This is a genomic window from Streptomyces physcomitrii (assembly GCF_012273655.1).
Lineage (GTDB): Bacteria > Actinomycetota > Actinomycetes > Streptomycetales > Streptomycetaceae > Streptomyces > Streptomyces physcomitrii.
In genome coordinates this window covers 422,795-435,169 of sequence record NZ_JAAWWP010000001.1, presented here as the reverse complement: position 1 = coordinate 435,169, position 12,375 = coordinate 422,795, and the positions used below count along the sequence as shown (strand labels likewise).

Here is a 12,375-nt window from a genome sequence, read left to right as displayed (position 1 = left end):
CTCCGGTCGCCCGGGCACGGCACCACGGGGACCGGTCTCGGACCCTGACTTGCGGAACTGACTCGGGGAACTCACTCGTGGAACTGACTCGTGGAAATGCCACGGTCCCGTACGGCACGAGCTCCGTACGGGACCGGCTGCGCGTACGCGCCTACTGGTTCTGCGGCGGCAGCCCGGCCACGAAGGGGTGGTCCCGCTCGATGAGGCCCAGCTTGCTGGCGCCTCCCGGGGACCCGAGCTCGTCGAAGAACTCGACGTTCGCCTTGTAGTAGTCCTTCCACTCCTCCGGAGTGTCGTCTTCGTAGAAGATCGCCTCGACCGGGCACACCGGCTCACAGGCTCCGCAGTCGACGCACTCGTCCGGGTGGATGTACAAGGACCTGGAGCCCTCGTAGATGCAGTCGACCGGGCACTCCTCGATGCACGCCTTGTCCTTTACGTCGACACAAGGCTGCGCAATGACGTAAGTCACGCTCTCGTTCCTCCTCGGTAGGGCGCTGGCGGGCTCCACAGGCCCCGCCACCTGGCGCGCGGAAGCGCGGCGTCGTCGATGCCCGCCCCTAGTATCTCCGTTCCCGGCCAAGATCCGAACAGGAGGGGTGGCAACAACTGTGGGATTCGCCACGAGCGGACGGCTCGTCGTCAGGATCACCCGTGCTGATGTGGGAAAACGCGTCTCGGTCCGGTCCCTCGAGGATCCCTCGGAGGGCCCCGAGAGGTTCACCGACACCGTAGGCGTTCTCACTTCGTGGGACGAGGGGGTGCTCCACCTCACGCGCAAGTCCGGGGAGAGTGTCCGTATCGCGGAATCGGCGCTGGTGGCGGGAAAAGTGGTGCCGCCCGCCCCGGCGCGCGGAAGGGGACCGTCCGCTTCCTTCGAGGAACTGGCCCCGGTGCTCGCCCGCGCCTGGCCGCCGGTGGAGCGCGCCCGGCTCGGCGGCTGGGAACTGCGCGCCGCGGGCGGCTTCACCCGCCGCGCCAACTCGGTGCTCCCCTCCGGCGACCCCGGCATACCGGTGGCCGAGGCCCTGGAACACGTGACCCGCTGGTACGCGGAGCGCGGGCTGCCCGCCTATGTGCAGACCGCGACCGGGGCCGAGGGCACCCAGGAACCGCTCTGCGCGACACTGGAGGAGCACGGCTGGCGGCGGGAGGTGAGCGCGCAGGTGCGGATCGGGCGGCTGGCTCCGCTGGGCGACCGGGACGCCGGGGCGGCGGAGGTGCGCCTGGCACGCGATCCGGACGCTTCCTGGCTGGCCCGCTACCAGCGCTCGGCGGGGACGGCGGACGCCGGGGAGCTCGCGGTGCTGCGCGGCGGCCCCTCGGTCTGGTTCGCGACCGTGCCCGGTGAGCCGGGTGCGGCTCCGGCCGCCATCGGGCGCTGTGTGGTGGACGGCCGCTGGGCCGGTTTCATGGCGGTGGAGGTCGACCCCCGGCTGCGGCGGCGGGGCCTGGGCACCGCGGTGATGACCGTGCTGGCCCGGCGGGCGCTCGACGAGGGCGCCTCGGCCGCCTGGCTCCAGGTCGAGTCCGACAACACGGCCGCCCTCGCCCTCTACGCGGGCCTCGGCTTCCACCTGCACCACAGCTACCACCACTACCGGGCACCGGACGACGAGGACCGGTCCACCTGATCCCCCTCCCCGCCCGGCCGCTCGTCGTCCCGTAGGCACAACACCCCGGCGACCCGGCAACCCGGCAACCCGGCAAATCCAGCAACCCGGCAAGACCCACCGAGAGGCCAGCGTCATGCACCCGCCCGAGCCCGAGCGCGCCGCCGAACTGCGGGCCCGGTTCGCCGAGGAAGCCCGTGCCGAACGGCCCGATCTGTCGGTGCTCTGCCTGCTCATCGGCGCCGTGGCGGACGGCGCCCTCGACGAGCGCGGCATGGACGAGGCGCAGATCGCCCTCGACCGGCTCGCCGGGGAACTGCCGCACCGGCCCGGCGGTCCCGCCGACTGGGCCGAGGCGCTGGCCACCCGCCTCGGCGGCCGGGAGGGCTTCCGCGGCAGCGGCCCCGACTACGAACTCCTGGACTCCTCCCTCCTGCACCGGGTGCTCCGGCGCCGCACGGGCCTGCCGATCCTGCTCTCCGTGGTCTGGCTGGAGGTCGCCCGGCGCGCGGGCGGGCAGGTGTACGGGGTGGCGCTGCCGGGCCACTTCGTGGTCGGCTTCGGCAGGCCGCCGGGCCCGGGGGTCGCCGAGGCCGGGGAGCAGGTGCTCGCCGACCCCTTCGACGGCGGCCGGGTGCTCACCCGGGGTGAGGCCGGGCTCCTGGTGGCCGGGGCGACCGGCGAGCCGCTGGACCCGTCGATGCTGGCCCCCGCCGACCCGCGGGACCTGGTGCTGCGGATCCTCAACAACATCCGCGCCTGGGCGGCAGCCCACCCCGAGCACGCCGACGTCGCCCTGTGGGCCCTCGAACTGAGCCTGCTGCTGCCCTCCCACCCCGCCAACCTGCGCTACGAACGCGCCCGGCTCCTGGTCCGCCGCGGCGACTTCCTCACCGGCGCCCGGGAGATGGACGCCTACGCCGAGGTGGTCGAGGCGGTCGACGAGGAGGCGGCGGCGAAGGTCCGCCGGGAGGCACGGGCCGCCCGGGCGCTGCTCAACTGACCAGGCGAGTCGGGCGGTTGCCGCCGTACGGGTCGTGCGGCTGCCGGTGCCTTGCTCAACTCGGCGCTGCGGCTGACAGGTTCCGTACGCCCGCTCGACTGAACCTGCTCAACTGCCCCTTTCCACAAGCCGGTCCGGCGTGCGCTTCCGCAGGCCGGTCCGGCGGCCGTCTCACAGCCAGCCCTTCTCCCGGGCGGTGCGGACCGCCTCGGCGCGGTTGCGTACCGCGAGCTTCTGGATCGCGGTGGAGAGGTAGTTGCGGACCGTACCCGGGGAGAGGTGCAGGGTGCGGGCGAGTTCGGCGTTGGTGGCGCCGTCCGCCGCGGCGCGCAGGACCTCGCGCTCCCGGGCGGTCAGCGGGTCGGCGCCTTCGGCCAGGGCCACCGCCGCGAGGGTGGGGTCGATGACGCGTTCCCCGGCGAGCACCTTGCGTACGGCGGCGGCGAGTTCGGCCGCGGGGGCGTCCTTGACCAGGAAGGCGGCGGCGCCCGACTCCATCGCGCGGCGCAGGTAACCGGGGCGGCCGAAGGTGGTGAGGACCAGGACGTGCACCTCGGGCAGCTCGGCGCGGAGCTGGGCCGCGGCGTCCAGGCCGGTCATGCCGGGCATCTCGATGTCGAGCAGGGCGACATCCACCCGGTGGGCACGGGCCGCCGCCAGGACCTCGTCACCGCGGGCGGCCTGGGCGACCACCTCGATATCGGGTTCGAGGCCGAGCAGGGCGGCGAGCGCCTCGCGGACCATGGACTGGTCCTCGGCGAGGAGGACCCGGATCGTGCGGCTCATGGGAGGTCTCCGGCTCGGGCCTGCTCGGGTGGGCTTGGCGGGATCCTATGCGGGCGGCTACGAGCCGGTCGCGGGCGGCGCCGAGCCGGTCGCCGCGGCGGGCCGGTCACGGATGGCGAGCCGGTCACGGATGGCAAGCCGGTCACGGATGGCAAGCCGGTCACGGATGGCGGGCCGGTCACGGATGGCGGGCCGGTCACGGGTGGCGGGCCGGTCGCTGGCGGCAAACCGGTCACGGGTGGCGCCGCCGCCGCGACGGCCGGACCGCCCGGGGAGGGCTCCCCCGATCCCGCCTCTCAGTCCCCCATCGGAACCCGCGCCACCACCCGGAACCCGCGCCCCTTCCCGGGCCCGGCCGTCAGGGTGCCGCCGACCGCGTCCAGGCGTTCGCGCAGGCCGGTGAGTCCGTTGCCGGGGGCGGTGGTGTCCGGGGCCGGGAAGGGGGCGGTCGTCGCGCCCTCGCCGTCGTCCCGCACGGTCAGCTCCGCGCGGGGGCCGTCGAGGGTCTCCCGGCGGAGCAGTTCCACGGTGCAGTGCCGGGCGCCGCTGTGCCGTACGACATTGGTCACCGCCTCCCGCAGCACCCAGGCGAGGGCGGCCTCGGCCTCCTCCGGCAGGCCCTCGGGCGGCGGTTCGGGCGGCATCGTCGCGGTGATCCCGGCGGCTCTCAAGGTGCCCTGGACCAGGGCGAGTTCGGCCGCGAGACGGGGGCGGCGGTAGCCGGTGACCGCCTCCCGTACATCGGCCAGGGCCTGGCGGCCGACCCGCTGGATGTCGGCGACCTCCTTGGCGGCGCCCTCGGGGTGGGCGGGCAGCATACGGCCGGCCAGTTCGCTCTTGAGGGTGATCAGGGAGAGGGAGTGGCCGAGCAGATCGTGCAGATCGCGGGCGAGGCGCAGCCGCTCCTCGCTGGCGGCGAGCTGGGCCACGGTGGCGCGGGCCTCGCTCAGTTCGACGGTGGTGCGGATCAGCTGGCGTACGCCGGTCAGCGCGAAGCCGCCGAGCAGGGCGGGCACCACCAGGCCCAGGTCCAGGCCCTGCCCGAGCGGCAGCCCGAGCAGCACCATGTAGAGCGTGGTCAGCGGGATGAGCCAGCGGGCGAGGGGGAGCGGGAGGGTGGAGCCGACGGCCACCGACACGTACACGAACAGGACCAGCCAGGGCGCGCCGAGGCCGAGAGCGAGCGCGGTGGCCCCGAGGGTGAGGAAGGCGAGGCCCGAGCCGACCAGCCGCCGCTCCAGGGGGTGGCCGGTGTGCCGGAAGACCAGCACCAGGTACGCGCCGACGAAGAGGACCAGGCCGAGCCAGCCGCAGATCCGCCCGGCGGCCGAGTGCGGCCCGTCGAGCAGATCGCGCACCGGCGCGCTCATGAAGGCCAGCCAGATGCCGATCCACACCAGTTTGCGCAGGGCCTCGCGGCGGCCCCGGGGCGGGCGGCCGATGCCCGGGGCGGTGGCGGCGGGCGGCTCGGAGAGTGCGTTCACGCCTTCAGTGTGTCCTTCCGGTACAGCACGCCCGCCCCGGCGGTGAACAGCGCGAAGGAGGCGATGAGCACGGCGAGGTCGCGCGGCTCGGGGGCGTGGCCGAGGACCAGGGAGCGGCCGAGCCCGGCGTAGGCGTGGGTGGGCACCCAGTCGGCGATCCGCTGGATCCAGCCGGGGAAGGTGGCGGTGGGCATCCACAGTCCGCCGAGGGCCGAGAGGCCGAAGTAGACCAGCATGCTGACCGGGCGGACCGTGTCACCGGTGGCGAGGTAGCCGATGGCCACGCCGAGGGCGGCGAAGCAGAGGCTGCCCGCCCACAGGGCCGCGGTCAGCGCGAGCCACTGCCAGGCCGCGAGCCGTACGTCCTTGGTGACCGCGGCGACCAGGAAGACGACCAGGACGGCGGGCAGGCTCACCACGGTGGCGCTCGCGGACTTGGCGAGGACATAGCCGCGGCCGGGCAGCGGGGTCAGCCGCAACTGGCGCACCCAGCCGCTCTCGCGCTCCTTGGCGATGCGCTCGCTGTTGCCGAGCAGTACGGCGGTCAGGGCGCCGAAGGAGGCCATCGAGACCATCATGAAGGGGGCCAGGTCCAGTCGGCTGCCCGCGGCCTTGGTCCCGGCGTCGGCGCCGCCCGCGATCAGCAGGAACAGGCCCGCCGGGTAGAGCACCGAGAAGAACAGGAACTTGCGGTTGCGCAGGGCCCGGACGACTTCGAGCCGGATCAGTCCGCGTGCGGCCAGGAGGCTGTTCATGCCTGCCTCGCCTCCTCGGCGGTGGTCAGCGCGAGGAAGGCCTGCTCCAGGCCGAGGCCGCGCACTTCGAGGTTGCGGGGGCGAAGACCGCTGCCGTAGAGGGCGTACACGGTGGCGTCGGCGTCGGTGGAGCGCAGCCGTACGGTCGGGCCCTGCACCTCGATCCCGGCGAGGAACGGCAGGGCGCGCAGCCGCTGTTCGGCCACGGCGGCGCGCTCCCGGCCGCCCTCGGCACCGGTCAGCTCGGCGAGGTCGAAGGAGATCCGGCGGGCGCCCGCCCGTGCCTTGATCTCGGCGGCGGTGCCGTCGGCGAGGAGGCGCCCGCGGTGCAGGACGAGGACCCGGTCGGCGACCGCGTCGGCCTCTTCGAGGTAGTGGGTGGCGAAGAGCACCGTACGCCCGGACTCGGCCTGCTGGCGTACGGTCGCCCAGAAGGCGCCGCGGGCCGAGACGTCCATGCCGGTGGTGGGCTCGTCCAGGACGAGCAGGTCGTTCGCCCCGGCGGTCGCGAGTGCGAAGCGCACCCGCTGCCGCTGTCCGCCGGAGAGCTTGTCGACCCGGCGGTCGGCGAGCCCGTCGAGTCCGGCGCCGGCGAGCACCTCGGCCGGCGGGTGGGGCTTCGGGTGCAACTGGCAGGCGAGCCGGACCAGTTCGGCGACGGTGACCTCGCCCATCAGCCCGCCGCTCTGGAGTACGGCGCCGACCCGGCCCGCGACGATCGCCTCCCGCGGCTCCGCGCCGAAGAGGCGGACGCTGCCGCGGTCCGGGCCGCGCAGTCCGAGCAGCAGGTCGAGGGTGGTGGACTTGCCCGCCCCGTTGGGTCCGAGCAGGGCCACGGTCTGGCCCGGGTACAGGTCGAGGCTGAGCCCGTCCACGGCGCGGACCTCGCCGAAGTGCTTCGCCACCGCTTCCAGGCGCACCACCGGGGTGCGCGCGGCGGGCTGGGATATCGTCGTCATACGGCCATCGTGGCCGGGCCGGGGGTGGCCGCGGCAGTGTCGCCGGTCGTGGGCACGGCATGACAGATGTCATGCCTCACGGTGGGCGGGCGGCCTCCCCTCCCAGCAACCGGGCCCGCCCACCCACCAGTTGACGCGCTCCCCGCCGCCCCGCCCCCTTCCGGCAGGAGCCCCTGCGCGGCCTGCGCGATGTCTTGACACCCATTTTGGTCTGGACCAATGTGTGGGCACCGTCTCGTCCCCCACACTCGGAGGCAGCCGTGCCCCACGCCCCTCGCCCCCACCGCAGATCGTGGCTGCGCACCGCGGCACTGCCGCTGGCCCTCGCGCTCACCGGAGTGCTCGCCGCGCAGGCCACCGCGGCTCCGGACGCCCCGGCTCCCGCCGCGCAGGACCTGCCCGAACACGCCCTGGCGGGCTATCTGCACAGCAGCTTCGCCAACGGCTCCGGCTACACCCGGCTCGCGGACGTCCCCGACTCCTGGGACATCATCGACCTCGCCTTCGGCGAACCCACCTCCCCCACCTCCGGCGACATCCGCTTCGAGCTGTGCCCGCAGGCGGAGTGCCCCGGGGTCGAGTCCGAGGAGGAGTTCAAGGCGGCCGTCGCACAGAAGCAGGCCCAGGGCAAGAAGGTCCAGCTGTCCATCGGCGGCCAGAACGGGCAGGTGCGCCTCACCACCGAGGAGGCCCGGGACACCTTCGTCTCCTCCGTCTCCTCGATCATCGACCGCTACGGCCTGGACGGCCTCGACATCGACTTCGAGGGCAACTCCCTCTCCCTGGACGAGGGCGACACCGACTTCAAGAACCCCACCACACCGGTGATCGTCAACCTCATCTCGGCCGTCAAGTCCCTGAAGGCGAAGTACGGCGAGGACTTCACCCTCACCATGGCGCCCGAGACCTTCTTCGTCCAGCTCGGCTACCAGCGCTACGGACCGGGCACCTCCCAGGGCGACCCCCGCGCGGGCGCCTACCTCCCCGTGCTGCACGCCCTGCGGGACGACCTCACGCTGCTGCACGTCCAGGACTACAACTCGGGCCCGATCATGGGGCTCGACGACCAGTACCACCAGATGGGCGGCGCCGACTTCCACATCGCGATGACGGACATGCTGCTCACCGGCTTCCCGGTCGGCGGCGACACCGGCAACGTCTTCCCGGCGCTGCCGCCCGAGAAGGTCGCCATCGGCCTGCCCGCCAGCACCGAGGCGGGCAACGGGCACACCCCGCCCGCCGAGGTGAACAAGGCTCTGGACTGCCTCACCAAGGGCGGCGACTGCGGCGGGTACGAGCCGCACGGCAGCTGGCCCGCGCTCCGCGGACTGATGGCCTGGTCGGTCAACTGGGACCTCTTCCACCAGGGTGAGTTCGCGAAGAACTTCGACGGCTACTTCGGCGGCTGACCCCGCGGAAAGGGGTGTGCCGGTGCCCGTACGGACACCGGCACACCCCTTTCCGTACGCGCTAGTTGGGCTCGGTCGGGATGGTGACGAGCCGCTCGGCGGGGGTGGCGCCGCGCAGCGCCTTGCCGAGGGCGGAGGCCACGTCCTGCGGGGAGACCGGCTTCTTGCTGCCGTCGCCCTTGGTGATCGTGACGCCCTCGAAGGCGCTGCCGTAGAGCCCCTCCAGGGCCTTGAGGTCGTAGTACTCGGTCAGCTTCCCGTCGACCGCGCGGACCGAGAGGAACTTGAAGATCGAGCGCTCCGGGCTGAAGGAGACGGTGTGCGCGGCGTCCGTCTGCACGGTGACCAGTCCGGACATCGCGGGCCTGCCGAAGGACTTCATCATCCGGTCCACCTCGGCGTCGGGCACCTTGGGCGTACGGGTGGTGGTCGGCAGCTTGACCGTGCCCGCGGAGCCCTTCTCCACCTGGGTGCGGTAGGCCTCCTGCACGGCGGTGACCGCGGCGTCGACGTCGATGCCCTTGCCGGGCTTGCCGTAGACGGCGGTGGCCTTGCCGGGGGTGAACCTGATGGTGCCCTCGGTCGCCGAACCGGCGCCGCCCGCGGCCCGCTCCAGGGCGACCCGGAGCTTCTCCTCGTCCACCGGCATCACCGGTTCGACGACGCGTTCGCCGCCGAAGAGCGAGCCGATCACCGAGACCGGGTTGTAGTCGCTGCCCGAGGCGCCGCGCACGGTGGCGTCGGTGTCCAGGGCCAGACCGGCCTGGTCGGGGCGGAGTTCGACGTTCTCCCCGTCCACCGAGAGCCGCAGCGGCTTGGTGGTACGGCTGCCGAGCGCGCCGTCCAGCTTCTGCACCGCGTCGTCCCGGGTGCCGCCGCCGATGTCGACGCCGAGCACGGTCGTCCCGGAGGGCACATCGGAGTGGTTGAGCAACAGGCCCGCGCCATAGGCGATTCCGGCGGCGCCGACCACGGCGACACACAGCAGTACGAGCTTGCTGCGGCCCTTCTTCTTGGGCGGCCGGGAGGCGGGGACGTTCTCCTGCACGGGTTCCGGGAGCCGCGGTTCGGACTGCGGGGCGGGCCCGTCCTGGCCGCCGCCGGGCGGGAAGGGCCCCTGGGGTCCGGCGGGCGGCACCACCGGGATGCCGCTGTTGAGCGTGTGCCCGGAGACGTTGCCTTCCGGGCGCCCGGGCTCGGGGCCCGGCTGCTGCGGGGTGAGGACGGCGGTGTCGTCGCCCAACGGCCGCGCGGGGCCGGGGCCGTCGGGACCGCCGGGCAGCCGCACCTCGGGTCCCCCGTCGCCGAGCGGGCCCTCGCCGGTGACCGGGCCGCCGGTGGGTCCCGCGGGACCGCCCTCGGGGCCGAAGAAGGGGAGGTCGCCGCGGTGCGCCTCGCCCTCGGGGCCGCCCGTGGACATCCGCGGCCCGCCGAGCGGTCCGGGGACCTCGTAGCCGCCGGTGTCGCCGGTGCCGAAGCCGCCGGGGGTGGCGAACTCGCCGGTGTCGGAGGGGTTCGCGCCCTCCCCCGGCACGGGGAAGCCGCCGGTGTCGCCGACCGCGGGGAAGCTCGCGGTGTCACCCGGGCCGGGGTAACCGCCGGTGTCGCCGGGGGCGGGGAAGCTGCCGGTGTCCTGGCCGCCGAGGGGGAAGCCGCCGGTGTCCTGCTCGCCGGGGCCGGGCCCGCCGGAGCCGTAGCCGGCGGAGGCCTCGGCGGTGGGGATGCCCGAACCGGCCGGGAAGCCACCGGTGTCCGGCTCGCCGGGGGCGCTCCGGGCGCCGGGCACGCCCGGTGCCGCGCCGTCCGGGCCCGCCGCGCCACCACGCGCGGCCCTGCGGGGCGCGAACCAGTCGCTCGTGCGCTCCTTGGCGGCGGTCACCGGCTCGGCGGGCGCGGGCCCCGACTTGGGGCGCTTCGGCCTTACCGGAAGGGGTGAACTCGGCGCGGCCGCCTGCTGCGTGGCGTCCGTGCCGGGCCGACTCCCCCCGGGCTCCGCCCCGTCGGTGTTCTCGGTGACCGGAGTGCGCACCACGACCGGCGGAATCGGCCGCGAACCCGGGATGTTGATCCGGATCCGCGTGGTCAGCGTCGTCTCGGTCTTGCGGTCCTCGGTCGGCGTGCCGGAGGCCTCGGCCCCGGTGCTCTCCTCGGGTGCCTCGTCCTCCGCGGGCCCGTACGGCTGTGTCCCCGAGGGGTACGCGGTCGGCCCGCGGCCCTGGGCTCCGGAGGACGAAGTGTCTGTTTCACGACTCAAGGCAGGTTCTCCCGGTTGGCTCCGCCGCCCGTCTCGACCTGTGGCGGGTTGCTCGGCGGCGCGCACCACCATACTGGCCACCCCGGCGGCGAAACCTGGGACGGCTGGGGAAATCCTGCGCAGACACGGGGGGACGTGCTAGGCCGTACCAGGAGTCATTTCCCAAGTCGGGCACCCGGGGCGGCCCCCGGCCCGACCCTCGCGAGGGTGGCGCAGATCACAGCGACGACCAGCCCGCCGAGCAGGAAGAGATAGGTGCCGGTGGTCGCGGCGAAGACGAAGTCGCCCTCCGGACGGGTGGCGGTGAGCAGCACGACCGCGACCAGCCAGCCCGCCGCGGGCGAACCCGCCCCGGCCCGCGCCCCCATGGCGATCGCCCCGCCCAGGAAGAGTCCGCCCGCGCCGAGCAGCGCGAGGAGCAGCCCGCCGGGGAACCAGGCCGCCTGCACCAGCGACCCCGCGGCGCCGACGACCGCGCCGAGGACGAGCAGCAGGAGGTGCGCCGCCATCCGCCCGGGCCGAAGCGGCTGTGTGAGGAACATCCCGCTCCCGGGGGCGGGGGCCGCGTTGCGCCGGTCCGTCGTACTCATCGTCTGGCCGCCTTTCGTGTCCGGGCCAGACTGCCACGAGAGCGCGCGCGCCTTCACGTCGAGGCCCGCGGGCGCACACCCGCGCCCCATCCTCGACGGCCGCGCGGGCGCACACGCCTCGCCCGTGCGCCCGCGTGCGTGCCCGCGGGCGGGTGCATACGCACGCGGGCACGCACGCGAGGGTGGCGCGGGCACGCACGCGGGGTGGTACGTATCCCGGGCGACCGGGCGCGGTCAGGCGCAGCCGGTCAGGCGGTCAGGCGGTCAGGCGATGAGGCCGTCCGGCAACCGGGCAACCGGACCGTCAAGCAATCAAGCCGTCAGGCGATCCCGGCGAACAGGTCCGTCTCCGGGGCGCCCTCGGCCCGGCCGCGGACCAGTTCGTAGAACTCGACGGGGAAGAGCGGCTGGGCGAGCTTGTTGGAGAGCGCGAACCAGGCGCCCTCGACCTCGACCTGGGTGGCGTGCGCGGCCATCGCGGCGGCCTTGGCACCCGCGTACGCGCGCCCGTCGATCACCGTGGTGACGGCGTCGTCGTCACTCAGCCCGGGGACGTCCTCGACCGTGGCGGCGGCCGGGAAGGAGAGCCCCGGCAGGGCGGCCGGCAGCGGGGCGAAGGCCTCCTCGGCGGCCTTGCGGGGCAGCCGGTTCCAGTAGATCTTGCCGATGACGTGCGGTTCGCCGAGGTCGCGGCGGAAGGCGCGTTCGGCGGCCAGGTCCGCGGCGCGCATGGCGACCCGGTGCGCCTGGATGTGGTCGGGGTGGCCGTAGCCGCCGTCCGGGTCGTAGGTGACGAGCACCTGGGGGCGCACTTCGCGGATGACCTCCACGAGAGGCGCGGCGGCCTCGTCGAGGTCGGCCCCCCAGAAGGCCCCGGGGCGCCGGTTCTGCTCGGCGCCGCGCATTCCGGAGTCGCGCCAGCGGCCCTCGCCGCCGAGGAAGCGGTGGTCCCGTACGCCCAACTCCCGCATGGCGGCGGCGAGTTCTTTGACGCGGTGCGGACCGAGCCGGTCCTCGAAGCCGGACGCGAGCAAGGCGAGCTCCGGCGGGATCACCTCGCCCTCCTCGCCGAGGGTGCAGGTCACCAGGGTGACGAGGGCGCCCTCGGCCGCGTACTTGGCCATGGTGGCGCCGTTGTTGATCGACTCGTCGTCGGGGTGCGCGTGGACGAGCAGCAGTCGGCGCGCGGGAAGTTCGGTCATGGCGGCCACCCTACGAGCGGCCGCCGACCCTCACGGCGTACCCGCGCCCGAAGGCGCGCTCGCGGCGGCTACAGCTTGATGTCGCCGATCATCCCGGCGACGTTGTTGGTGATGTCGTCGATGGTCGGCGCCACGGAGGAGCTGGCCAGGTAGAACCCGAGCAGCACACAGACCAGGGCGTGCCCGCCCTTGAGTCCTGATTTCTTCACCAGCAGGAAGACGATGACCGCCAGCAGCACCACCGCCGAAATCGAGAGTGCCACGGCGGTTCACCTCCAAAGTCGTTGTGTGTCAACGGAGTTGCCGCCCGGGAGGACCCG

The 12,375-nt window shown here is 74.0% G+C and carries 12 protein-coding genes; 3 read left to right on the top strand and 9 right to left on the bottom strand.

The genetic code is table 11. The features are described from left to right. Window positions 1-151: 151 nt before the first annotated feature. On the bottom strand, window positions 152-472 hold the full coding sequence (fdxA, locus tag HFV08_RS01745) for a ferredoxin (RefSeq protein ID WP_006346810.1): 321 nt from the start codon (window positions 470-472) through the stop codon (window positions 152-154). 139 nt (window positions 473-611) lie between these two features. Here fdxA and HFV08_RS01740 point away from each other — a divergent pair, with 139 nt between their 5' ends. Both HFV08_RS01740 and HFV08_RS01735 read left to right on the top strand, forming a co-directional pair. Then, on the top strand, window positions 612-1,634 hold the full coding sequence (locus HFV08_RS01740) for a GNAT family N-acetyltransferase (RefSeq protein WP_168535079.1): 1,023 nt from the start codon (window positions 612-614) through the stop codon (window positions 1,632-1,634). 115 nt (window positions 1,635-1,749) lie between these two features. Further along, window positions 1,750-2,616 (top strand): transglutaminase-like domain-containing protein, encoded by an 867-nt coding sequence (locus HFV08_RS01735; RefSeq protein WP_168535077.1) that lies wholly within the window; start codon window positions 1,750-1,752, stop codon window positions 2,614-2,616. 171 nt (window positions 2,617-2,787) lie between these two features. On the opposite strand, the gene HFV08_RS01730 is transcribed toward HFV08_RS01735, so the two are convergent. The 4 genes from HFV08_RS01730 to HFV08_RS01715 form a co-directional block, all read right to left on the bottom strand. Further along, window positions 2,788-3,402 carry a response regulator transcription factor gene (locus tag HFV08_RS01730; protein WP_168535075.1) on the bottom strand — a complete coding sequence of 205 codons (615 nt, stop codon included), beginning with the start codon at window positions 3,400-3,402 and terminating at the stop codon, window positions 2,788-2,790. A 296-nt stretch (window positions 3,403-3,698) separates the two neighbouring features. After that, on the bottom strand, window positions 3,699-4,886 hold the full coding sequence (locus HFV08_RS01725) for a sensor histidine kinase (protein ID WP_312885278.1): 1,188 nt from the start codon (window positions 4,884-4,886) through the stop codon (window positions 3,699-3,701). Beyond that, entirely contained in the window at window positions 4,883-5,641 is a 759-nt protein-coding gene (locus tag HFV08_RS01720; protein WP_168535073.1) for an ABC transporter permease, read from the bottom strand. The genes HFV08_RS01725 and HFV08_RS01720 overlap by 4 nt, the downstream gene beginning before the upstream one ends. Further along, on the bottom strand, window positions 5,638-6,600 hold the full coding sequence (locus HFV08_RS01715) for an ABC transporter ATP-binding protein (RefSeq protein WP_168535071.1): 963 nt from the start codon (window positions 6,598-6,600) through the stop codon (window positions 5,638-5,640). The genes HFV08_RS01720 and HFV08_RS01715 overlap by 4 nt, the downstream gene beginning before the upstream one ends. 260 nt (window positions 6,601-6,860) lie before the next feature. On the opposite strand from HFV08_RS01715, the gene HFV08_RS01710 reads away from it, so the two are divergent. Beyond that, entirely contained in the window at window positions 6,861-8,009 is a 1,149-nt protein-coding gene (locus HFV08_RS01710; protein WP_376770543.1) for a chitinase, read from the top strand. A 61-nt stretch (window positions 8,010-8,070) separates the two neighbouring features. Here HFV08_RS01710 and HFV08_RS01705 read toward each other — a convergent pair whose 3' ends face one another. The 4 genes from HFV08_RS01705 to HFV08_RS01690 all read right to left on the bottom strand — a co-directional run bounded on the left by HFV08_RS01705 (window position 8,071) and on the right by HFV08_RS01690 (window position 12,318). Then, window positions 8,071-10,263: a hypothetical protein gene (locus HFV08_RS01705; protein ID WP_168534643.1), complete on the bottom strand. Its 2,193-nt coding sequence runs from the start codon at window positions 10,261-10,263 to the stop codon at window positions 8,071-8,073. Between the two features lie 155 nt (window positions 10,264-10,418). After that, window positions 10,419-10,853 (bottom strand): DUF6113 family protein, encoded by a 435-nt coding sequence (locus HFV08_RS01700; RefSeq protein ID WP_376770542.1) that lies wholly within the window; start codon window positions 10,851-10,853, stop codon window positions 10,419-10,421. Window positions 10,854-11,173: 320 nt separating this feature from the next. Next, window positions 11,174-12,055, bottom strand: a complete 882-nt coding sequence (mshB, locus tag HFV08_RS01695) for an N-acetyl-1-D-myo-inositol-2-amino-2-deoxy-alpha-D-glucopyranoside deacetylase (RefSeq protein ID WP_168535069.1) — start codon at window positions 12,053-12,055, stop codon at window positions 11,174-11,176. 68 nt (window positions 12,056-12,123) lie between these two features. Beyond that, entirely contained in the window at window positions 12,124-12,318 is a 195-nt protein-coding gene (locus HFV08_RS01690) for a hypothetical protein (protein WP_168535067.1), read from the bottom strand. Window positions 12,319-12,375 lie beyond the last annotated feature (57 nt).

What these genes read in the sequence shown, in the direction of transcription:
- HFV08_RS01715 (WP_168535071.1), bottom strand. Translation starts at nt 6,600, where the DNA reads ATGACGACGATATCCCAGCCCGCCGCGCGCACCCCGGTGGTGCGCCTG.
- HFV08_RS01720 (WP_168535073.1), bottom strand. Translation starts at nt 5,641, where the DNA reads ATGAACAGCCTCCTGGCCGCACGCGGACTGATCCGGCTCGAAGTCGTC.
- HFV08_RS01730 (WP_168535075.1), bottom strand. Translation starts at nt 3,402, where the DNA reads ATGAGCCGCACGATCCGGGTCCTCCTCGCCGAGGACCAGTCCATGGTC.
- mshB (WP_168535069.1), bottom strand. Translation starts at nt 12,055, where the DNA reads ATGACCGAACTTCCCGCGCGCCGACTGCTGCTCGTCCACGCGCACCCC.
- HFV08_RS01700 (WP_376770542.1), bottom strand. Translation starts at nt 10,853, where the DNA reads ATGAGTACGACGGACCGGCGCAACGCGGCCCCCGCCCCCGGGAGCGGG.
- HFV08_RS01735 (WP_168535077.1), top strand. Translation starts at nt 1,750, where the DNA reads ATGCACCCGCCCGAGCCCGAGCGCGCCGCCGAACTGCGGGCCCGGTTC.